The organism is Phenylobacterium sp., from assembly GCF_046290725.1.
Classification (GTDB): Bacteria; Pseudomonadota; Alphaproteobacteria; order Caulobacterales; family Caulobacteraceae; genus Phenylobacterium.
Genome location: NZ_JBKBUH010000001.1, coordinates 834,316 through 855,676 on the forward strand (window position 1 = coordinate 834,316; position 21,361 = coordinate 855,676).

Genomic DNA, 21,361 nt, shown 5'->3' on the forward strand with positions numbered 1-21,361 from the left:
AGGGGCCTAGTAAGGCTCAAGCTGAGCATATGGGCGCGATGGACGACGCAGGCGCAAGATCGAAGGCCGGCACCGCCGGCGGGGCTGCACGGCTGGAGGCGCTTGCGCCCGGCATGCCGATCCCGTTCGGCGGCGACCGCGTGGCCTATGTCAGCGAAGCTCTGGCGGCACGGTTCCGTCCTGGCGACCGCCTGGTGGTGGTGCAGGAAACCGGCGACCTGCTGCACGTGCCGGCGGACGTGCAGGCCAGGAGCGAGGCTGCAGTCGACCGCGCCCATGCCGCTTTTCAGCGCATGGGCCAGGTCTCCGACGAGGCGATCGGGGCGTTCTTCGAGGCCTTCGCGGCGCGTCTTGCCGACGATGCGGTTTGGTCGGCCATTGCAGCAGCCAACGCTCGGGACGTGGAGGCTGCGCGCGCCAGGAGCCGCTCCACCACACGGCTACAGGCCGGCGAAGCCATGCGGCGCGACATGATCGCCGGACTTCGCGCCTGGCGCGACGCTGCGCCGGCCCGTGGACGCACCTTAGAGAAGCTGCAGCATGAGGGCTGGAGCGTGGAGCTGGCCACCGCGCCGCTCGGCGTGGTGGGTTTCGTGTTCGAGGGCCGGCCCAACGTCTTCGCCGACGCCACCGGCGTGCTGCGCAGCGGCAACACCGTGGTCTTCCGCATAGGCTCCGACGCCCTGGGCACCGCCCGCGCCATCGTGGCGGAGGCGCTCGATCCCGCCTTGGCGGAAGCCGGGCTGCCGGCGGGCGCGGCCGCCCTGGTGGATTCTCCTGAACATGCCGCCGGATGGGCGATGTTTTCCGATCGGCGCCTGGCGCTCGCCGTCGCCCGGGGCTCAGGCCCAGCGGTGGCCCAGCTGGGCGCCATCGCCCGCCAGGCGGGGACTCCCGTTAGCCTGCACGGCACGGGCGGGGCGTGGATGGTCGCCGACGCGACAGCCGACGCCGCCCGTTTCCGGGCGGCGGTCTATCACTCCCTGGATCGCAAGGTCTGCAACACGCTCAATGTGTGCTGCATCGTTGGCGAGCGGGCGGCCGACCTCGTCCCGCAGTTCCTGGAGGCGCTGGAGGCCGCCGGCCGCCGACGCAAGGGCGTGAAGCTGCATGTGCTGGAAGGTTCGGAGACCTGCCTGCCGGCCGACTGGCGCGCGCGGCGGATCACGGTGGTTCGCGCCGAGGGGGAGGTCGAGGAGCCCCTGGTCGAAACCCTCGCGGAAACCGAACTCGGCCGCGAGTGGGAATGGGAGGAAACGCCCGAGCTGACCCTGGCGGTGGTGGAAAGCCGCGAGGCGGCGGCCGTCCTCTTCAACCGCTACAGCCCGCAGTTCGCCGTCAGCCTGATCGCCCAGGACGCCGCGGCGCACGAGGCCTTCTACCAGGCGGTGAACGCGCCCTTCGTCGGCGACGGCTTCACCCGCTGGGTGGACGGCCAGTTCGCCCTGAATCGGCCCGAGCTTGGCCTGTCCAACTGGGAGAACGGGCGTCTGTTCGCCCGGTCAGGCGTGTTGTCGGGCGACGGCGTCTTCACGGTCCGGGCGCGCGTGCGCCAGGCGGACCGGGACCTCGACCGCAACCCTGATACGGCCGAGCGGATCTGAGGGCGCGCCGGGGGATGTGGTTCGCAGGCCCCGCCAGGCGCGCGCCCCCGGCCGGACGCCCCGCTGGCCTGCGGCTCGACCTCGTCCTGACGCCTGGCATGCGGGTCGGCCTGTTCGGCGGCTCGTTCAATCCCACCCATGAGGGCCACGCCCATGTGGCCGAGACGGCCCGGCGTCGGCTGGGCCTCGACCGCGTGATCTGGCTCGTCTCGCCCCAGAATCCGCTGAAGCCTGCCCACGAGACCGCGCCGCTTTCCGAGCGCATGGCCGGCGCACGGCGGTACGCGCGCGGGCGGGCGATGGTGGTTTCGGACGCCGAAACCCGGCTGGGCGTCCAGTACTCCCTCGACACCATCCGCCATTTGAAGGCGCGGTTTCCCGGCGTGAAGTTCGTCTGGATCATGGGCGCCGACAGCCTGGCGACCTTCCACCGGTGGCGCGGCTGGACCCAGATCATGGCCGAGGTTCCGGTGGCGGTGGTCTCGCGCCCCTGGATCTCGCTGCGCAGCCGCTTTTCGCCCGCCGCCCGTCGTTTCGCCCACGCGCGCGCGCCTGCGCGGGCGGCGCGCATCGTGCCAGGCGCCGATCCGCCGGTCTGGGTTTTCCTCACCGGCCCCTTGAATTTCCAGTCCTCGACGGAACTGCGCAAACGGATGGCGCGGCGCGGGGACTGAAGAGTTCGTGAGAGCGGGCTGACCAGAGCCCGGTCTCGTGCTAGGGTCGAACCAGCGAGGCAGAATAAGGAGCGACCCCGCTGAACCGTGACCCCGCGCCCAGCGCGCAGGAAACCTCGGCGCCCGCCGAGTCTTCCCCCGACGACCAGGAGCGCATCGGCGCCTTGGAAGACCTGATCCTGGCCCGGCTCGACGACGACAAGGCGCAGGACGTCGTATTCATCGATCTGAAGGGCAAGAGCGCCGTGGCCGACGGACTGATCGTCGCCTCCGGACGTTCGCATCGCCATGTCGGCGCCATGGCCGACCACCTGCTCCGCGCCCTGAAGGAGGCCGGCTACGGCCGCGCGAGGGTGGAGGGCCTGCCGCACTGCGACTGGGTGCTGATCGACACCGGCGACGTGATCGTCCATCTGTTTCGGCCGGAGGTGCGGTCCTTCTACAACATCGAGAAGATCTGGTCGGTGGAGCCGCCGGCCCGCTCCGCGGCCGGTTGAGGATCTCCATCGTCGCTGTCGGCCGGCTGGCGCGCTCCCCCGAGGCCGACCTCGTCAAGCTCTACGCCGACCGCGCCACTGCGGCGGGCCGCGCCTTGGGCCTCGGCCCCGTCGAGGTGATGGAGGTGGAATCCCGGAAGCCCGGCAAGGCCCCCGAGGCCGAGGCCTTGCGGCCGCACCTGGCCGGCGCCTATGTCATCGCCTGCGACGAGCGGGGCCAGGCCCTGGCCTCCCGAAAATTCGCCGCCGAGATCGGCCGCCTGCGCGACGACGGCGTGCGCCGCCTGGCCTTCGTGATCGGCGGCGCCGATGGGCTGGATCCCGCCCTGGTGGAGGCGGCCGACGCCAGGCTCGCCTTCGGGCCCCAGACCTGGCCGCACGCGCTGGCCCGCGCCATGCTGGCCGAGCAGGTCTATCGCGCCGTCACCATCCTGGCCGGCGGCCCCTATCACCGCGATTGAGGCGGCGATGCGTGCGCGCTACCCCTGGTCCATGCGACGCGCCGCCGTCTTCCCTCTGGCCCTGGCCGCGACGGCGGCCACCGCCGCCTTCGCCCTGGCGGCCAGCGACGAGCGCGCGCGGCTCGAGCGGCTGAACCTGCGCGAAACCGTTCTCAACGCCGAGCAGGGCCGCAACATCAACCGCCTGGCCCGCCTGCTGACGGCGCTCGAGATGTTCGGCCGCGATCCACCGCCGGCCCTGCTGGTCAGCCCGGAGGACGCCACCCAGGCCGTGCGGGCCGCCATCCTCGTCAAGGCGATCACCCCGGAGCTCCAGAAGCTGGCGCGGCAGCACGCCGCCGAGGCCTCCGAAATCGCACGCCAGCGGCGGCTGGCGGCGGTGGCCAGCGAGGCGCTGTTCACCACCGATTCCGAGCTGGCCGAGCAGCGCGCCATCGAGGAAGCCACCCCGCCCGGCGCAGCCCGCCCGCCGGCGATCCTCGGCCCGCCGCCCGAGCGCCTGCTGACGCCGGTGGACGGCCGACTGGCGCGCGGCTTCGGCGACGAACTCTCCGGCGGCGGCCGCGCCGCGGGCATGACCATCGCCGCGCCCGCAGGCGCCGCGGTCAGGGCGCCGGCTGCGGGCCAGGTGCAATATGTGGCCCCTGTTAAGGATTGGGGGGTCATTTTGATCTTGAGATTGGCTGGCGGATACCATCTCGTATTGGCAGGTCTCGATCGGGCGACGGTCGCCGTCGGACAATCGGTCGCGGCCGGGGCGCCTGTCGGAAGGATGCCGGATGGGAAACTATCCCCATCTGACCTCTATCTGGAGGTCCGCGCCCGCGGCGCGCCGGTGGACCCGGCCCGCTGGCTCGAGATCGAAAAGGCCGGCGAGCCGGAGGGCCGCATCCCCTTGAGGGGCGCGGTCGGCGGCTAGGGGCCGAAAGAACGACGGGGCGGCGCCGTTTCGCCGCGAGGGAGGCTTAAAGGCCTGGATATGCGAAAGTACGTTCTGATCGGGGCTTCGGCCTTCGTCCTCGGCGCCGGCTCCATGGCCTATGTGAGCCAGGAGGCGCTGGCCTCCTCCAAGCCCCGGGCCCAGACCTACAAGATGCTGGAGCTGTTCGGCGACGTGCTGGACACCGTCGAGCGGCAGTACGTCACCCAGGTCGACGACCGCAAGCTGATCGAGGCGGCCATCGACGGGATGCTGAACTCCCTCGATCCGCATTCCGGCTACCTCAATCCCGACAGCTTCGACGACATGCGCGACCAGACCCGCGGCGAATACGGCGGGCTTGGCATCGAGGTCACCAGCGAAGACGGCGTGGTCAAGGTGATCTCGCCGATGGACGACACCCCGGCCCACAAGGCCGGCGTCAAGGCCGGCGACTACATCACCGCCGTGAACGGCGAGAGCGTGCTGGGCCTGTCCGTCAACGAGGCGGTCAAGCAGATGCGCGGACGGCCGGGCGAAGCGGTGACGCTGACCATCGCCCGCGAGAAGACCGAGCCCTTCGACGTCAAGATCGTCCGCGAAGTGATCAAGCCGCGCTCGGCCACCGCGCGCGTGGAAGGCGACTACGGCTATCTGCGGATTTCGGCCTTCAACGAGAAGACCACCGACGAAGCCCAGGCCGCCCTGGCAGACCTGCGCGCCAAGAACCCGAAAATGAAGGGCCTGGTGCTTGATCTGCGCAACAATCCCGGCGGCCTGCTCGACCAGGCCGTAGGCGTGGCGGACCTGTTCCTGGAAGGCGGCGAGATCGTCTCCCAGCGCGGGCGCGACCCGCGCGACATCGAGCGCTACAACGCCCGCCCCGGCGACGCCGTCGGCGGCCTGCCCATGGTGGTCCTGATCAACGACGGTTCGGCCTCGGCCGCCGAGATCGTGGCCGGCGCCCTGCAGGACCGCAAGCGGGCCGAGGTCGTGGGCCTGACCTCCTTCGGCAAGGGCTCGGTCCAGACCGTGATCCCGCTTCGCGGCGGCATGGACGGGGCGCTGAAGCTCACCACCGCCCGCTACTACACACCTTCCGGACGATCGATCCAGCAGACCGGCATCTCCCCCGATCTCGAGGTGGCCGAGAGCCGGGAGCAGGCCCAGCGGATCGCCAACCGCAGCTTCCAGTTCTCCGAGGCCTCGTTCCGCAACGCGCTGAACGCCGAGGAGGGCAAGAAGCGCATCGGGGCCCACGAACCCGCCGAAGCGCCTCCGGAAAGCTTCGACGCCAAGGACGATTTCCAACTGGCCCGCGCCAAGGACGTCCTGCGTTACGGTTCGGTGGCCGCGACCCCGAAGCTGCCCAAGCCGGCCCCGAAGATGGCCGCCGTGGTCGCGCCCAAGACGGCGGCCGCCGGCGTTCCGCCTTCTGAAAAGAAGTAGCCGCCGCGCCGGATTTTTGGCGCGCTGTAAGAAAAATATTTGCGCGCCCGGTTCAAAGCCGGGCGCGCTTGCGCATTTCACGGCCCATATTTCGCAAACCTCCTGAAACAGTGTTGCCGCAAAGGCGCACTTTCGCCGCAATTTGGCAGGTGCGGCAATGACGCCATAGCGACTTTTGACCAACCGGCGTTTGATGACGCGGTACGTCAACGCTCAGCAATCAGACTTGAGCGACAAGGGAGGAAGAGAGTGAGAAAAGTCTATCTGTGCGGCGGGTCTGCCCTCGCCGCGGCAATGGCGCTTGGCTTCGGCGGCGCAGCCTCCGCCCAGGATGTCGCCACGGTCGAAGAGGTCGTGGTCACCGGGTCCTTCATCCGCGGCACGCCCGAAGACGCCGCCCTGCCCGTGGAGGTGGTCTCCAGCGAGGAGCTGGCGCGGCGCGGCTCGCCCACCACCATCGACCTCATCAAGTCTCTGCCGGTCAGCGGACCAGTGCTGGGCGATTCCAACCAGTTCTCCACCGCGGCCCAGGGCCAGGTCGGCGCCGGCACCGTCAACTTGCGCGGCTTGGGTTCCCTACGGACGCTCGTGCTGTTCAACGGGCGACGGACGGTCGCGTCCGCGGGCGCAGGCAGCGGCGGTGTCGACACCAATCTGCTTCCCGTCGCCGCCGTCGGTCGGGTGGAGGTGCTGAAGGACGGCGCCGCGGCCACCTACGGTTCAGACGCCATCTCCGGCGTGGTCAACTTCATCACCCGCCGAAACTTCTCCGGCTTGGAGGTCACGGCAGACTATCGCTACGTTCCGGGGTCCGATGGCGACTACACAGCGAGCGCGGCCTATGGCTGGGTCGGAGAGAACACCAGCCTGCTCCTGACGGCGGGTTATCAGCACCGGTCGGAGCTTCGCTCCACCGAGCGCGACTGGACCAAGCAGAGCTATCTTTCCAATCCTTCGGGGTGGTCGGTCCTCGGACAGCCGCCGTCTTATCTGCCGCTGAGCGCGGCGGGGACGCCCGTGGCCGGCGTGCAGAGGGACGCCAACTGCAGCGCCGTGGGCGGCTATGCGGGCTTCTCCGGAACGACGCCCGCCTGCTTCTTCACCTACATCCCGTTCGACAACGTCATCGAGGATGAAGACCGCTACCAGATCTACGGCGAACTCAATGTCGATCTGAACGAGACCACGCGTTTCCACGTCGAGGCGCACTACGCCAAGACCGACATTCCGCACATGCGGTTCTCACCGGCCTTCCCCCCGATCCAGGGGCCGAACGGGCCGGGAAGCGTCGGCGTCTTCTCCGTCCCCATCCAGAACCCCGGCGCCCTCACGGCCATGCAGCAGGCCGGCCTCTCGGCGGGTGTGATCGCCGCCACCAACCGCATCTCGCTGACCCTGTTCCGCCCCTTGGGCGCGGGCGGCAACCCGATCTACGACAACGGCGGACAGATCGGGTACCGCAACTATGACGTCTACCGCGTCTCGGCTAGCCTGACGGGCGAGCTTGGCATCGCGGGCATCGGCTACGACACGGCGGTCACCTATTCGCGCACGCGCAACAAACAGCATACGCCGGACATCTTCATCAACCGACTGCAGCTGGCCCTCAATGGCTTCGGGGGCCCGAGCTGCACCGGCACGACCGCAGGCGCGAACGGTTGCCAGTGGTTCAACCCGTTCTCCAACGGCTATGCGGGCAATCCGGCGCTCGGCCTGACGAACCCGGGCTATGTGTCGGCCAACGCCAACAGTCCCGAGCTGCTGGACTGGATCTATGAGCGCAGCTCGCAGACCACCCAGGACCAGGACCTGCTGGTGGTCGATGCGGTCCTGAACGGCCAGCTGCCGATCAGCCTGCCCGGCGGGGAAATCGGCTGGGCGGCCGGCGCCCAATATCGGGCCACCCGGTTCCAGTCGACCCTGCGCAGCCCGTTCCAGGACCAGCGTGTCACGCCGTGCCCCGTCCCCGGCGTCACCACCTGCGCCTTCCCGACCGGCCCCTACATCTTCCTGGGCCAGGGCACGCCGCAGACGCTGGACGACTCCGTCTACGCGTTCTTCGCGGAGTCCAGCCTGCCGATCACCGACAATATCAACGCCCAACTCGCCATCCGCTACGAGGACTATGGCGGCCAGACCGGCTCGACCACCAATCCCAAGCTGGCCCTGAAGTGGCAGATCACCGACAGCTTCGCCCTGCGTGGCTCGGTGGGCTCCACCTTCCGCGGCCCAACAGCGGGCAACCGATCGACTGCAGCTGTCACGGGCCTTTCGGGCATCATCGCGGCGGGCAACAACTTCAAGTCCGTCGACTTCCCCGGCAATCCCGCCATCGGCCCGGAAAAGGCCTTCACCTACAACATCGGTGCGATCTTCCAGGCCGGCGGCTTCCGCGCCATCGTCGACTACTGGAACTTCAAGATCGAAGACCAGATCGTGCAGCTGCCGGCCAACATCGTCGCCACCGCGGTGGCCGGCGTCGGCAATGGCACCCAATTCGTCAACTGCGCCAGCCCGCTGCGCAGCCTCATCACCTTCAACAATAACAACGCCTGCGTTCAAGGCGTGACCGTGGGCAACGACATCCAGCGCGTGCTGTCTGAGACGGTGAACGGTCCCGAGATCAAGGTCTCGGGCATCGACGGCAGCCTCGACTATCGCGCCGACGACGTCATGGGCGGCATCTTCTCCGCCGGTGCGTCGTTCAGCTACTACCTGACCTACGATATCGCCGAGTTCCGCTACAACGGGGCCCTGGTCTCCACGGCCTATGAGGCGCGCGGCTTCACCAACTACGACCGGTTCCCGGGAACCGTGTCGCGGTGGCGGGCCAACGCCTATACCGAGTATCGGATGGGGCCGCACAACATCCGGGCGGACCTGACCTATATCGACGGCGCGGTCGACAACCGCGCGCCGATCTCGGTCCAGGACTCGACCGGCGCGCTGCGGCCCGTCACGTTCGGCCTGAAGGTGGAGGACTTCTACACCGTCGATCTGACCTACCAGGCTGAACTGCCGTGGGACACGACCCTCACCGCCTCGGTGTTCAACATCATGGACCGCGACCCTTCGGCGGCTCGGCTGGAGATGAGCTACGACCCGTTCATCGGCAATCCCTACGGCCGCACCTACAAGCTCGGCGTGCGCAAGCGCTTCTGAGCTCAGGACTTCCTCGACTTCGACGCCGCCGGGAAACCGGCGGCGTTTTTCTTTTCAGGCATCTCATCTACACCGCTGCGCATGGAGCTCACGACCGTCAAACCGACGAAGATCTATGTGGACGCCGACGCCTGCCCGGTGAAGGACGAGGTCTATCGCGTGGCGATGCGCTACGGCCTGAAGGTCTTCGTGGTGGCCAACAGCGTCATGTCGGTTCCACAAACGCCGCTGGTCGAGCGGGTGATCGTCGACGCCGGCCCCGACGCCGCCGACGACTGGATCGCCGAGAGGGTAGCGCCCGGCGACGTGGCTATCACCGCCGATATCCCCCTGGCCGACCGGGTGCTGAAGGCCGGCGCCCAGGCCCTTGCGCCCACCGGCAAGCCCTTCACCCGCGACTCCATTGGCATGGCGCTCGCCCAGCGCTCGATCCTGGAGCAGCTGCGCTCGACCGGGGAGGCCCTCGGCGGCCCGAAACCCTTCGACCGCAACGACCGCTCCCGCTTCCTGCAGGCCCTGGATGCGGCGATCCAGCGCGTTCGGCGGGGCCGGCCCTAAGCCCTTCGTTAACCATAAGGGCGGAGGCTGGGGTCCAGGAGTCCGCACCTGCGCATGTTCTCGAAGAAGCCCCTGATCCCGGCCGCCGCGGCGCCCGCTCCGGCCGGAGCCGTCTTGCCCGAAGCGGTGCTGCGCACCCTGCAGAACCCCTATGTGGGCGCCGTCGGCGCCTTCGCCCTGTTCCTCGTCACACTCCTCGCCGTGGTCGCCCTGCTGGGCGATCCGCGGGCCAGCGCGCCGGTGGTGCGCATCTCGCTGGCCAAGACCGCCGCAGAGGCCGCTCCGCCAGGCTGGCGCGAGGCGCTTCCGGCCGCCGGCGAGGCCGGCGTCACCGAGGACATCTTTCGCCTGTCGGAAACCCCCATCGGCGCGGAAGGCGCCTTCGGCCAGGCGGTCATCACCCTGCCCGGCGGGCGCGCCTTCCAGGCGGCCGACCCGCTGCCGCCGGCCCCCATCGCCGGCCTGCACGTTCCCGGCCCGAACGGTCCCCTGCCGGTGATCGGCGCCGACGGGCGCACGCCGGCCGAGGCCTATGCGCGGCCCTTCGTCGCCAACGGCCGGCCGAAGGTGGCGCTGGTGATCGGCGGCCTGGGCCTCAACGCCACCGCCACCCGCCAGGCCATCGACAACCTGCCGCCGGAGGTGACGCTCTCCTTCGTGCCCTACGCCGAAGGGCTGCAAGGCTGGATCGACCTCGCCCGCGCCGCCGGCCACGAGGTTCTGATCGAGACGCCCATGGAGCCGCTGGACTATCCCGACAACGACCCCGGTCCCTATACCCTGATGGCCAACGCCCCGGCCTCCGACACGGTGAAGAAGCTGGAATGGGTGCTCTCGCGCGCCACCGGCTATTTCGGCGTCACCAACTATCTCGGCTCGCGTTTCCTGGCGTCCGATCCGGCCATGAGCGCCTTCACCGGCGCGCTGCGCAGCCGGGGCCTGGCCTTCATCGACGACGGCCAGGCGGCCCGCAAGGGCGGCGGAGTCCCCCGCGCCTCGGCCTTCCGGATCGTCGACGAGCAGCTCTCCAGCGAGGCCATCGACCAGCAGTTCCTGGCGGTGGAGGCCGGCGCCCTGCAATACGGCCAGGCGCTCGCCTCCGGCTTCGCCTATCCGGTGACCCTGGTTCAGGCGCAGAAGTGGGCGGAATCGGTCGAATCCCGCGGCTATCAGCTGGCGCCCGCTTCCGCCGTCATGCGTCGGCGTTAGATAGGTGCGATGGACGAGCATACCCTGAAGCTTTACCGCCCGAATGTGGGCGTCGTGCTGTTCCACCCCGACGGCGGCGTCTGGCTGGGGCGGCGGGCAGGCACGCCCGGCCCCTACAACTGGCAGTTCCCGCAAGGGGGCGTCGATCCGGGCGAAGACCTGTTGGCCGCGGCTCGCCGGGAGCTGGCGGAGGAGACCGGTGTGATCACGACAAGCCTGCTGGGCCGGACCGACGGCTGGCTGGCCTACGACTTCCCGGCCGAACACGCCGGTTCCAAGGCGCGCGGATGGAAGGGGCAGCGGCAGGTCTGGTTCGCCCTGCGCTTCGACGGCAGCGAGGCCGAGATCGACTTGGCCGCCCACGGCGAGCCGGAATTCGACGCCTGGCGCTGGGGACGCCTGGCCGAGGCGCCGGAGCTGATCGTGCCCTTCAAGCGACCGGTCTATGAGGCGGTGGTCGCGGCGTTCCAGGACTTCGCCGGCCGCCCCGGGCGGGCGGCGTGAGCGGGACGGCGATCATGGTCCACGGCGCTTTCTGCGGCGCCTGGGCCTTCGAAGCCTTCCGACAGCCGTTCGAGGCCGCCGGCCTGCGGGTGCTGACGCCCGACCTTCCGGGCCATGGCCCGGACGAGCCTGCGCCTTCCGTGGCCGGTCTCTCCATGAGCGACTACGCCCGCGACATCGCCGCCCTCTGCGCCGCCCAGGCCCAACCACCGGTGCTGATCGGCCATTCGCTGGGCGGGCTCGTGGCCGCGCTCGCAGCCCGGCGCGCGCCGGTGCGGGCCCTGGTGCTGCTGGCGCCCTCGGCCCCTTGGGGGGTGGCGGGGTCCTCGGTCGAAGAAGCGGCCACCGCCTTCGGCCTGCACATGCTAGGGCCGTTCTGGGCGCAGGCGGTGTCGCCGGACCGCAGCCTGGCCCGCCGCTTCAGCCTGGACCGCGCGCCGCACCCCATGCGGGAGGCGGCCCTGGCGCGGCTTCGGCCCGAGAGCGGCCGGGCGCTCTGGGAAACGCTGAACTGGTGGCTGGACCCGTTCATGACCACCAGCCTCGGTCCCGGCGCGGCTTCGGCGCCGACGCTGGTGCTGGCCGGCGAGAGCGACGTCGTCCATCCGCCGGCCACGGTGCGCCTGACGGCCGAACGGCTCGGCGCCGAATTCCGCCTGGCCCGCGGCATGAGCCACTGGCTGGTGGGCGAGCCCGGCTGGGAGGGCGTGGCGGACGAGACGCTGGCCTGGCTGACAAGCCTACGGGTGGGGGTTTGAGACCCTAGTCCGCGCCAAGCACCTTGCGCAGGAACTGGATCTCGACAGCGCGGACGGCCTCCGCGTTGGGCTTGCGGGCGACGCCGTGGCCTTCGTCCTTGGCGAGCACGTACCAGACCTCCGTGCCCTGACCGCGCAGCCGGGCGACCAACTGCTCGGACTCCGAGGCCGGTACGCGCGGGTCGTTGGCGCCCTGATAGACCATCATCGGCTTCTTCATCCGCGCCGTCATGTTGAGCGGCGAGATGCGCTCGAACACCGCGCGCATCTTCGGATCCCGCTCGTCGCCATATTCGGCCCGCCGCAGATCGCGACGATAGCCCTCGGTGTTCTCCAGGAAGGTCGTGAAGTTGGAAATGCCGTAGAGGTCGATCGCGCCGGCGATGCGGTCGTTGTAGTGGGCCGCCACGGCCAACGCCATGTAGCCGCCATAGGACTGGCCCACCACGGCCACGCGGCTGGCGTCCAGGTCCGGCTGCTGGGCGATCCAGTCCAGGAGCGCGCCGATATCCTTCACCGAATCCTCGCGCTTTTCGGCGTTGTCGAGGTCGAGATAGGCCTTTCCATAGCCGGAAGAGCCGCGGACATTGGGGATGATCACCGCTGCGCCCACCTCGTTCACCCAGGACTGGCGGCGCGGGTTGAAGCTGGGCAGCTCCTGGCTTTCCGGCCCGCCGTGGATCTGCACGATCACCGGCAGCTTTCCCGACACGCCGGGCGGCCGATAGATGAAGGCCGGGATCGAGCGCTTGTCGAAGCTGCGGTAGCGGAAGAGCTCCGGCTCCACCAGCCGGTCGGGATCGAGGCCGCCCAGCTCGCTCTGCGTCCAGCGCTCCAGCCGGCCCGCCCCCAGGTCCCAGCTCCAGGCGTCGCCGGCGCCGGTCGAGGTCGAAAGACCGAAGCCCAGCTTGCCGCCGTCCTTCGAGAAGCCGAGGCCGGTGAGCACGCCCTTCGGAAGGTCGGGCGCGGCCAGGTCGCGGCCGGTCGCCACATCCTTCAGCACCAGGCGCGAATAGCCTTCCTCGTTCACGGCGTAGGCCAGGGTGCGGCCGTCCGGCGACAGGTCCATCTCCTCGGCCGGCCACTTGGCGCCGGGCGCCAGGTCGCGCATGGCGCCGGTGGCGCGGTCGAAGACCACCGGCCGCGTCACGTCCGAACGATCGTCGGACAGGACCACGATGCTGCGGCCGCCATCGGCGAAGGCGCCGCCCGCATAGGCGACCTTGCGTCCCTGGGGCCCGACCGGTGTCAGCGCGCCGCTGGCGACCTCCAGGACGAACAGCTCCACATGGGTGGCGGCGTTGTAGCGGCTGACCAGGATCGCCGTTCCATCGGACGAGATGTCGAGCGGGGCCATCGCCCCTTCCCCCTCGAGCACCACGCGCCGCCCGTCCGGCGCCGCTGGATCGGCGAGCAGGATGTCGTAGTTGGGGTCGCCCGGGGTCACCTGGCTCCAGGCGACAAGGCGGCCATCGCCCGAGAACACGAAATTGCCATTGCGCGTGCCAGACGCGGTGATCGCCGTCTCGCGGCCGGCGAGGTCGCGCAGATAGGCCTGGTAGTATTCCGCCCCGCCCTCGTCGCGGGGATAGAGGAAACGGGCCTGTCCCGGCTGGGCCTTCGCCTGGTTCACCGGCTCGGCGAAGAAGGTGAGCTGGGTGCGGGCGGCGCCCGGGGCGGCCACGCGGTGGATCTGGTTGGTGTCGCCGAACCGGGTGGCGATCAGCATCGAGCCGTCGGCCAGCCAATCCTCGAACACCGCCGAGCGGGTGTTGTAATAGGGGGCGATCGCCGCCCTGAGCGCCGCGGGGGTTTCGGGTACGTCCTCATAGACGAGCTGACCGGCTTCCCGGCGGACAGGCTCGGCCGCCAGGCCGGATGCGGCGCAGGCGAGGACGAGGGTAGCGCCGAGGCACAGGGCGCGCAGGGTCATGGGCGTCGGGCTCCGAAGAATCGAAGGGCGCAGCGAACGGCGCCGCAACGCCGCCGTCAATCGCCGGGCGACAGCAGGCGCAGGCCCAGGATGCCGACGACGATGAGGCCGAGGCACAGAAGCCGCGCGGCCGTTGTCGGCTCCTTGAATAGGAGGATGCCCAGCACCGCCGTGCCGACCACGCCGATGCCCGTCCAGACAGCGTAGGCGGTCCCGAGCGGCAGGGTCTTTACCGCCAGGCCGAGCAGGGCCATGGAGACGATCAGGCTGGCGCCGGTGAAGACCGTAGGCCAGAGCCTGGTGAAGCCGTCGGTATATTTCAGGCCCACGGCCCAGCCGATCTCGCACAGGCCGGCGACGAACAGGACGATCCACGCCATGGGCGGAACCTCGCAAGCTTTGGGGTCGTCCCCGGATCAAGAGAAAGGCGCCGGGGTCGTCCCCGGCGCCTGGAACTCGTGAGGCCTGCGGGCCGGGGGAGAACCTACTGGAACTTGCGCTCCGAATAGAGGATCTCGCCGGTGTCCCACTTGGCGTTGACCGGGGAGCCGTCCGGCTTCTTCAGCTGCAGGAACACCAGGCCGATCGATTCCCGGTCGTCGTAGAACTCCCAGGAGTTGGTGATCCGCTTATAGTCGGTGGCCGGCACATAGTCGTTGCGCTGCTGGACCAGCTCCGGCTGGTGCAGGTAGGAGAAGATGTTCAGGCCGACGATGATCGGCTTCTCGCCGTCAATCGGATAGTTGATCGTCAGGCGGCAGACGTCCTTGTTGGAGCCCTGCGGCCAGATGGTCAGCGTATAGGGCTTCTCCACCAGGGTGGCGGTGTAGGTCCCCTCGCGACGGTTCTTCTTATAGCCCAGGCCTCGCGCCAACTGGTCGAGGTCGCCCCCCTTCACCAGCGGTTTGCAGACCCGGTTGATCACGTCGATGATCTGGCCTTCCGCGCCGGTGGTCGGCAGGGTGTAGGTGCGCTGCTCAGCCGGCGGAGCCTCGGGCGCGGCGGCCTCCGGCGCGGCTTCCGCAGGCGCGGGCGTTTCCGGCGCTTCCTGGGCCACGGCCGTGGCGGCGAACCCCAAGGCGATCAGACTGGCGATGGCAATGCGCATGACGGCGTTCCCCTGACTCGATACTGTGACACACAAGCGAATGTGGCCGTCCCCTGCAAGGGGTGTGGGCCATCAATGCGGCCCGAGCGGGGCCGCTGCGTGTTCAAGCCGCGGCTTCCGCCGCGTGCTCGGCCAGGATGGTCAGGCCTTCGGGCGTGACGTCGGCGAACCCGCCGCGCACCTCGAACACCGTCACATGGCCGCCGTTGTGGACCTTCACCTGACCTTCCTTGAGGGCGGTCATGAAGGGGGCGTGACCGGCGAGCACGCCGAAGTCGCCTTCCGACCCCGGCGCATCCACCTGGTCGACCTCGCCGGAGAACACTTGCCGCTCCGGCGAGACCAGGGAGAAGTGAAGCTTCTCGGCCATATCCGCTTAGGCTTCCGCAGCCAGTTGCTCGGCCTTGGCCACCGCGTCTTCGATGGCGCCGACGTTGTAGAAGGCCTGCTCGGGCAGGTGGTCGTACTCGCCGTCGCAGATCGCCTTGAACGAACGCACGGTGTCTTCCAGCGACACGAACACGCCCGGCAGGTTGGTGAACTGCTCGGCCACGTGGAACGGCTGCGACAGGAAGCGCTGGATCTTGCGGGCGCGGGCCACGATCAGCTTGTCCTCTTCCGACAGCTCGTCCATGCCCAGAATGGCGATGATGTCCTTCAGCGCCTTGTACTGCTGCAGGATCTCCTGGGTGCGGCGGGCGACGGTGTAGTGCTCCTCGCCGATCACCAGCGGATCGAGGATCCGCGAAGTGGAGTCCAGCGGGTCCACGGCCGGGAAGATGCCCTGGGCGGCGATGTCGCGGCTCAGAACGGTGGTCGCGTCCAGGTGGGCGAACGAGGTGGCCGGCGCCGGGTCGGTCAGGTCGTCGGCGGGCACGTAGATGGCCTGCACCGAGGTGATCGAGCCCTTGTTGGTGGAGGTGATGCGCTCCTGCAGGTTGCCCATCTCGGTGGCCAGCGTCGGCTGATAGCCCACGGCCGAGGGGATGCGGCCCAGCAGGGCCGACACTTCCGAACCGGCCTGGGTGAAGCGGAAGATGTTGTCGATGAAGAGGAGCACGTCCTTGCCTTCCTGGTCGCGGAAGTACTCCGCCTGGGCCAGGCCGGTCAGGGCGACGCGGGCGCGGGCGCCCGGGGGTTCGTTCATCTGGCCGTAGACCAGGGTGCAGCGGCTCTCGCCGCCGCCACCGGCCTGGTTCACGCCGGACTCGATCATTTCGTGGTAGAGGTCGTTGCCTTCGCGGGTCCGCTCGCCCACGCCGGCCAGCACGGAGTAACCGCCGTAGGCCTTGGCGATGTTGTTGATCAGCTCCTGCATGGTCACGGTCTTGCCGACGCCCGCGCCGCCGAACAGGCCGATCTTGCCGCCCTTGGTGTAGGGGCAGAGCAGGTCGACGACCTTGATGCCGGTGACCAGCACCTCGGCGGAGGTGGACTGCTCGGCGAAGGAGGGGGCTTCGCGGTGGATGACCGAGGCGAAGTCCGAGGCGATCGGGCCGGCCTCGTCGATCGGCTCGCCGATGACGTTCATGATGCGGCCGAGCGTCGCCGGGCCCACGGGAACCGTGATGCCCTTGCCGGTGTCGACCACGGGTTGGCCGCGGGTCAGGCCCTCGGTGGTGTCCATGGCGATGGTGCGGACGGTGTTCTCGCCCAGGTGCTGGGCCACTTCCAGCACCAGGCGGAAGGGCTGTCCGGTCCGCTGGTCGGTGTTGGTGGTCTCCAGCGCGTTCAGAATCGCCGGCAGGTGGCCGTCGAACTCGACGTCGACGACAGCGCCGATGATCTGGGCGATGCGGCCGGTGGCGACGCCCGCGGCGGGCGCGGCGGCGGCCTGGGCGGGCGCCTTCTTGGCGGCGGCGGCCTTCGGAGCCGCGGTCTTCTTGGCGGGAGCCTTCGGGGTCGTAGCCATGGGGTCCAACTCTTTCGGTCTAGAGCGCTTCGGCGCCGGAGATGATCTCGATCAGCTCCTTGGTGATCTGCGCCTGGCGTGCACGGTTCATCTGCAGGGTGAGGCTGGCGATCATGTCGCCGGCGTTGCGGGTGGCGTTGTCCATGGCGGCCATCTGGGCCGCGAAGAAGCCGGCCTGGTTCTCGAGCATGGCGGCCAGGATCTGGGTGGTCAGGTTCCGCGGCAGCAGGGTTTCGAGGATGGTCTCCTCGTCCGGCTCGTATTCATAGGCCGCGCCCTTCAGGTCGATGGTCTTGCCGCCCTCGACCACCGCCGGCACCAGCTGGCGCACGGTCGGCACCTGGGACACCACCGACTTGAACTGCGAGAAGACCAGGGTGACCACGTCGATCTCGCCCGCTTCGAACAGCTCGGTCACCTTGTCGGCCACCTGCTGGGCGGTGGCGAGTGAGGGCGACTGTCCGGCCTCGAAGCTGGCAGCGATGCGCTCCGCATACTGCCGGCGCAGCTGGTCGCGCGCCTTGCGGCCCACCGTGATGAGACGGATCTCCTTGCCCTCGCCCTGCAGCGCGTTGATCTTCTCGCGCGCGGCGCGGACGACGCCGGTGTTGAAGCCGCCGGCCAGGCCACGGTCGGCGGTGGCGACGATCAGCAGGTGACGCCGGTTCTGGCCGGTGCCCACCAGCAGCTTCGGCGCCCCGTCGCCGGAAACCCCGGCCGCCAGGTTGGCGATCACCGCGGCCATCCGCTCGGCGTAGGGCCGGGCGTTCTGGGCCGCTTCCTGGGCGCGGCGCAGCTTCGCCGCCGCCACCATCTGCATCGCCTTCGTGATCTTCTGCGTGGCCTTCACGCTTCCGATCCGATTGCGCATTTCCTTGAGGCTGGCCATCCCCGCTCTCAGCCCTTTCTAAACAACCACCAGGTGCTGTCGTCCATCACGGTCGTCCGTCGCCAGAAGAACCCGTAATCGACCAGCCTCAGGTCAGGGAACATATCCATGTAAAGCGAGCCGAAGTCGTTCTTGAACAGGAGGTCGGTTTCACCCCGGTACGGGATGCTCTCGGCCTTCGGCGAGAAGTACTCGGCGCAGAAGACGTACTTGGCGGCCACGCGGTGGATCTCGCGCAGCGTCTGCTCCAGGAGGCTGGGATCCACATGGATCAGCACTCCGGAAGTGAACGCCATGTCCACCGCCCCGTCGGCCAGCGGGATCGCATGGCCGAAGCCCTCGAAGATCCGCTCTTCCGGCAGGACGCCGTCGGCCGCCAGCTTCTTGTTCGCGGCCGGATTGGGCTCGATGCTCCAGAGCTCCATCGACGACAGAGCCTGGATGCCCCGCAGGTTCAGGCCCACGTTGGAGCCGATCTCCAGGGCGCTCTTCGGCATGTCGCCGTCCATCCGGCGGAAGACCTCGCCCCAGACGCGCGCGCGGCCGCGGACGGCGTCGGCCGAAGCGGCGTTGCGCTCCGTATACCGATCGCCGAACTCGCCGGACCAGGCGTGCAGCGCTTTGGGGTGGTCGGTCATCCCTCGGCTCAGGCGAAGCTCTTCACGAAGGCGTCCAGCACGCCGCGGAGTTCGGCCTCGAGATCCGAGGTGAGCTCCTTCTTGGTGCGGATCGCATCCAGCAGGCCCTGGTGCTTGCCGTGCAGCAGCGCCAGAAGCTCGGATTCGAAGCGGCCGACGTCGGCGGTCGGCACGCCGTCGAGATAGCCGCGGGTGCCGGCGTAGATCACCGCCACCTGCTCTTCGACCACCAGCGGCGAATATTGCGGCTGCTTCAGGAGCTCGGTCAGGCGCTCGCCGCGAGCGAGCTGACGTTGAGTCGCAGCGTCGAGGTCGGAGCCGAACTTCGCGAAGGCGGCCATTTCCCGATACTGGGCGAGCTCGCCCTTGATCGGCCCCGAAGCCTGCTTCATCGCCTTGATCTGGGCCGAGGAGCCCACGCGGCTGACCGAGATGCCGACGTTCACCGCAGGGCGGATGCCCTGGAAGAAGAGGTCGGTCTCGAGGAAGATCTGGCCGTCGGTGATCGAGATCACGTTGGTCGGGATATAGGCCGACACGTCGTTGGCCTGGGTCTCGATGACCGGCAGGGCGGTGAGAGAGCCCGCGCCATTGTCCTCGTTCAGCTTGGCCGCGCGCTCGAGCAGGCGGGAGTGCAGGTAGAAGACGTCGCCCGGATAGGCTTCGCGGCCCGGCGGGCGGCGCAGCAGCAGCGACATCTGGCGATAGGCGACGGCCTGCTTGGAAAGGTCGTCATAGATGATCACGGCGTGCATGCCGTTGTCGCGGAACCACTCGCCCATGGCGCAGCCGGCGAAGGGGGCCAGGAACTGCAGCGGAGCCGGTTCCGAGGCCGTGGCCGACACCACGATGGTGTAGTCCAGCGCCCCGCGCTCCTCGAGCGTCTTCACGATCTGGGCGACGGTGGAACGCTTCTGACCGATGGCGACGTAGATGCAGTAGAGCTTGGCGCTCTCGTCGTCGCCGGCGTTCACCGACTTCTGGTTCAGGATGGCGTCGATGGCGATGGCGGTCTTGCCGGTCTGGCGGTCGCCGATGATCAGCTCGCGCTGGCCACGGCCGATCGGGATCAGGGAGTCGATCGCCTTCAGGCCGGTCTGGACCGGCTCGTGCACCGACTTCCGCGGGATGATGCCCGGGGCCTTCACGTCGACGCGGCGGCGCTCGGCGACGTTCTGGATCGGGCCCTTGCCATCGATCGGCTCGCCCAGCGGATTGACCACGCGGCCCAGCAGGCCCTTGCCCACCGGCACGTCCACGATCTCGCCCAGGCGGCGGACCTCGTCGCCCTCGGCGATGGCGCGGTCGTCGCCGAAGATCACGACGCCGACATTGTCGCGCTCGAGGTTCAGGGCCATGCCCTTGGCGCCGGCCTTGGGGAACTCGACCATTTCGCCCGCCTGGACATTGTCGAGGCCAAAGACCCGGGCGATGCCGTCGCCGACCGACAGCACCTGGCCGACGTCGGAAACGTCGGCTTCCTCGCCGAAATTGGCGATCTGCGACTTGAGGATGGCCGAAATCTCGGCGGCGCGGATATCCATGGGCTTACGCTCTCTTCAGGGCGAATTTCAGGGAATCGAGCTTCGAGCGGAGCGAAGCGTCGAAAAGGCGGGAGCCGACCCGCACCTTGATGCCGCCCAGGATGGACGGATCGACGCGGGTCTCGATTTCGGGATCCTTGCCGAGCGCGGCGCGCAGGGCCTGGGCCACGCCCTTGGCCTGGGCTGCGGTCAGCGGCAGGGCGGTGGTCACCTGGGCCGAGACCGCGCCGCGCGCGGCGGCCGCCAGGCTTTCGAAGGCGACGACCGCCGCGGGCAGCGTCGAGGAGCGGCCGTTGGCGGCCACCAGGCCCAGGAACTTCTTGGTGATGGGGTCGAAGCCGGCCTTGTCGGCGATAGCGCTCAGCCCCTTGACCTTCTGCTCGGCCGTAAAGGCCGGCGAGGCGAGAAGGGTCCGCAGATCCGCGCTGTCGGCGCGCATGGCCTTGAAGGACTTCAGATCGGCCTCGACGGCCGCCAGTTTGTCTTGTTCGTTCGCGAGATCGAACAGGGCCTGCGCATATCTGCCGCCCACATTCGAAGCCTTGGAATCGTCCGCCACTTAATTGTCCGCCCGGTGCGTTTGAAGAGCCGCAACGAAGGAACCCCCTCGATGCGACCTAAAGGCTTGAAAGCGCTAGGAAAAGCACGTCGGCCGGGAAGCCGTTGAAACCCCCTGGCCCTAAGCCGCGCGCCTGATAGCACGCGTTTTTCGGCGTCGCAACCGAACCCGCGGCCAGGTCCTTGCCCGGAAGGCTCTAAGCCGCCTGTTCCGAACGGCGGAAGATGGCCGAACCGGCCGCCAGAACCGCGCCTTCGGCGTCCAGGATTCGCGCGCCGGCGAAGACCAGGGTGCGGGTCGCCCGCTCGATCCAGGCCTCCAGCGCCACCGCCGCGCCGGGATCGGCCGCAGGGCCGTAGTCCAGGGTCAGGGACACGGGCCTTGCGCCCTCGCCCGCAGCCTCGGCGAGGAGCGGTTCGAGAAGGCGGGCGGCGGCGGCCGGGGCGTCGGGCAGGCGGGCTTGCCGCCGCAGGATCTGATCGGTCATCGGCGGCGTCTCTTAAGCGGACTTGCGGAAAAGAAAAGGGCGCCGGGGGCATCGCCCGGCGCCCGAAGTTTCAGGCTCGACTGAACTAGCGGCTGGGAGGCGCGCCTAGACCGGTGCGCGAACCTGGATCCTTTGGAAGATTAGCGGTCGGCGACCTGGGTCGCGGGCAGGGCCGCAGCATTGCACTGGCCGAGCTTGTCGCCGTCGAGCTGCTTGCGGACGCCGCCGAAGGCTTCGACCACGCCGACGTTTTTCGCCAGGTCCTTGCAGGTGGCGGTGGCGAAGGTGCGGGAGGACGGGGCGGCCGCCACGCAGGTGTCGCCTTCGCAGTTGAAGACGGCGCCGCCGGCGATCAGCTTGGTCTTGGCCGCGACCGGGGTCTGCAGCTTGGCGGTGATGGCGTCGCCGGCCATGGCGGAGCCGGCGAAGGTGACAGTGGCGAGCGCCGCGCAGGCGGCCGCGAGGGTTTGGAGCTTCATGGAAAGCCCTCCAGCGG

Annotated in this window: 22 protein-coding genes; 11 read left to right on the top strand and 11 right to left on the bottom strand. The window is 69.1% G+C overall.

What is annotated here, in order from left to right; all coding sequences use genetic code 11:
- Positions 1-38: 38 nt before the first annotated feature.
- The 11 genes from ACK41C_RS04460 (at position 39) to ACK41C_RS04510 (ending at position 11,795) form a co-directional block, all read left to right on the top strand.
- Positions 39-1,604 (top strand): aldehyde dehydrogenase family protein, encoded by a 1,566-nt coding sequence (locus ACK41C_RS04460; protein WP_409650898.1) that lies wholly within the window; start codon positions 39-41, stop codon positions 1,602-1,604.
- A 14-nt stretch (positions 1,605-1,618) separates the two neighbouring features.
- On the top strand, positions 1,619-2,278 hold the full coding sequence (locus ACK41C_RS04465; protein ID WP_409650900.1) for a nicotinate-nucleotide adenylyltransferase: 660 nt from the start codon (positions 1,619-1,621) through the stop codon (positions 2,276-2,278).
- A gap of 80 nt (positions 2,279-2,358) precedes the next feature.
- Positions 2,359-2,775, top strand: a complete 417-nt coding sequence (gene rsfS, locus ACK41C_RS04470) for a ribosome silencing factor (protein WP_409653898.1) — start codon at positions 2,359-2,361, stop codon at positions 2,773-2,775.
- A complete protein-coding gene (gene rlmH, locus ACK41C_RS04475; protein WP_409650902.1) occupies positions 2,772-3,236 on the top strand; it encodes a 23S rRNA (pseudouridine(1915)-N(3))-methyltransferase RlmH in 465 nt (154 codons plus the stop codon). Before rsfS ends, rlmH begins: the two co-directional genes overlap by 4 nt.
- A gap of 7 nt (positions 3,237-3,243) precedes the next feature.
- Positions 3,244-4,155, top strand: coding sequence for a murein hydrolase activator EnvC family protein (locus ACK41C_RS04480; RefSeq protein WP_409650904.1), 912 nt, complete (start codon positions 3,244-3,246; stop codon positions 4,153-4,155).
- A 60-nt stretch (positions 4,156-4,215) separates the two neighbouring features.
- Entirely contained in the window at positions 4,216-5,604 is a 1,389-nt protein-coding gene (locus tag ACK41C_RS04485; protein ID WP_409650906.1) for a S41 family peptidase, read from the top strand.
- Positions 5,605-5,853: 249 nt separating this feature from the next.
- A complete protein-coding gene (locus ACK41C_RS04490) occupies positions 5,854-8,766 on the top strand; it encodes a TonB-dependent receptor domain-containing protein (protein WP_409650908.1) in 2,913 nt (970 codons plus the stop codon).
- 81 nt (positions 8,767-8,847) lie between these two features.
- Positions 8,848-9,324, top strand: coding sequence for a YaiI/YqxD family protein (locus ACK41C_RS04495; RefSeq protein ID WP_409650910.1), 477 nt, complete (start codon positions 8,848-8,850; stop codon positions 9,322-9,324).
- Positions 9,325-9,378: 54 nt separating this feature from the next.
- A complete protein-coding gene (locus ACK41C_RS04500) occupies positions 9,379-10,533 on the top strand; it encodes a divergent polysaccharide deacetylase family protein (RefSeq protein WP_409650912.1) in 1,155 nt (384 codons plus the stop codon).
- A 9-nt stretch (positions 10,534-10,542) separates the two neighbouring features.
- Positions 10,543-11,037, top strand: coding sequence for an RNA pyrophosphohydrolase (locus ACK41C_RS04505; RefSeq protein WP_409650914.1), 495 nt, complete (start codon positions 10,543-10,545; stop codon positions 11,035-11,037).
- The gene (locus tag ACK41C_RS04510) at positions 11,034-11,795 is read left to right on the top strand and encodes an alpha/beta hydrolase (RefSeq protein WP_409650916.1); all 762 of its coding nucleotides are present in this window, start codon (positions 11,034-11,036) and stop codon (positions 11,793-11,795) included. Before ACK41C_RS04505 ends, ACK41C_RS04510 begins: the two co-directional genes overlap by 4 nt.
- Positions 11,796-11,799: 4 nt before the next feature.
- Here ACK41C_RS04510 and ACK41C_RS04515 read toward each other — a convergent pair whose 3' ends face one another.
- From ACK41C_RS04515 to ACK41C_RS04565, 11 genes are all read right to left on the bottom strand, one after another.
- Entirely contained in the window at positions 11,800-13,728 is a 1,929-nt protein-coding gene (locus ACK41C_RS04515) for a S9 family peptidase (protein WP_409650918.1), read from the bottom strand.
- A 56-nt stretch (positions 13,729-13,784) separates the two neighbouring features.
- Positions 13,785-14,108, bottom strand: coding sequence for a quaternary ammonium compound efflux SMR transporter SugE (gene sugE, locus ACK41C_RS04520; protein ID WP_409650920.1), 324 nt, complete (start codon positions 14,106-14,108; stop codon positions 13,785-13,787).
- 104 nt (positions 14,109-14,212) lie between these two features.
- Positions 14,213-14,836 (bottom strand): hypothetical protein, encoded by a 624-nt coding sequence (locus tag ACK41C_RS04525; RefSeq protein ID WP_409650922.1) that lies wholly within the window; start codon positions 14,834-14,836, stop codon positions 14,213-14,215.
- 103 nt (positions 14,837-14,939) lie between these two features.
- Entirely contained in the window at positions 14,940-15,206 is a 267-nt protein-coding gene (locus tag ACK41C_RS04530) for an ATP synthase F1 subunit epsilon (protein ID WP_409650924.1), read from the bottom strand.
- A gap of 6 nt (positions 15,207-15,212) precedes the next feature.
- Complete coding sequence (gene atpD / locus ACK41C_RS04535; protein WP_409650926.1) at positions 15,213-16,748, bottom strand: F0F1 ATP synthase subunit beta; 1,536 nt, start codon at positions 16,746-16,748, stop codon at positions 15,213-15,215.
- A 19-nt stretch (positions 16,749-16,767) separates the two neighbouring features.
- On the bottom strand, positions 16,768-17,637 hold the full coding sequence (locus ACK41C_RS04540; RefSeq protein ID WP_409650928.1) for a F0F1 ATP synthase subunit gamma: 870 nt from the start codon (positions 17,635-17,637) through the stop codon (positions 16,768-16,770).
- An 8-nt stretch (positions 17,638-17,645) separates the two neighbouring features.
- Complete coding sequence (locus ACK41C_RS04545) at positions 17,646-18,275, bottom strand: pseudaminic acid biosynthesis-associated methylase (protein ID WP_409650930.1); 630 nt, start codon at positions 18,273-18,275, stop codon at positions 17,646-17,648.
- Positions 18,276-18,283: 8 nt separating this feature from the next.
- Complete coding sequence (atpA, locus tag ACK41C_RS04550; protein WP_409650933.1) at positions 18,284-19,819, bottom strand: F0F1 ATP synthase subunit alpha; 1,536 nt, start codon at positions 19,817-19,819, stop codon at positions 18,284-18,286.
- 4 nt (positions 19,820-19,823) lie between these two features.
- Positions 19,824-20,378 carry a F0F1 ATP synthase subunit delta gene (locus tag ACK41C_RS04555; protein ID WP_409650935.1) on the bottom strand — a complete coding sequence of 185 codons (555 nt, stop codon included), beginning with the start codon at positions 20,376-20,378 and terminating at the stop codon, positions 19,824-19,826.
- A 196-nt stretch (positions 20,379-20,574) separates the two neighbouring features.
- Positions 20,575-20,865: a hypothetical protein gene (locus ACK41C_RS04560; RefSeq protein ID WP_409650937.1), complete on the bottom strand. Its 291-nt coding sequence runs from the start codon at positions 20,863-20,865 to the stop codon at positions 20,575-20,577.
- Between the two features lie 140 nt (positions 20,866-21,005).
- Positions 21,006-21,344 (bottom strand): CC_3452 family protein, encoded by a 339-nt coding sequence (locus ACK41C_RS04565; protein WP_409650938.1) that lies wholly within the window; start codon positions 21,342-21,344, stop codon positions 21,006-21,008.
- Between the last annotated feature and the right edge of the window lie 17 nt (positions 21,345-21,361).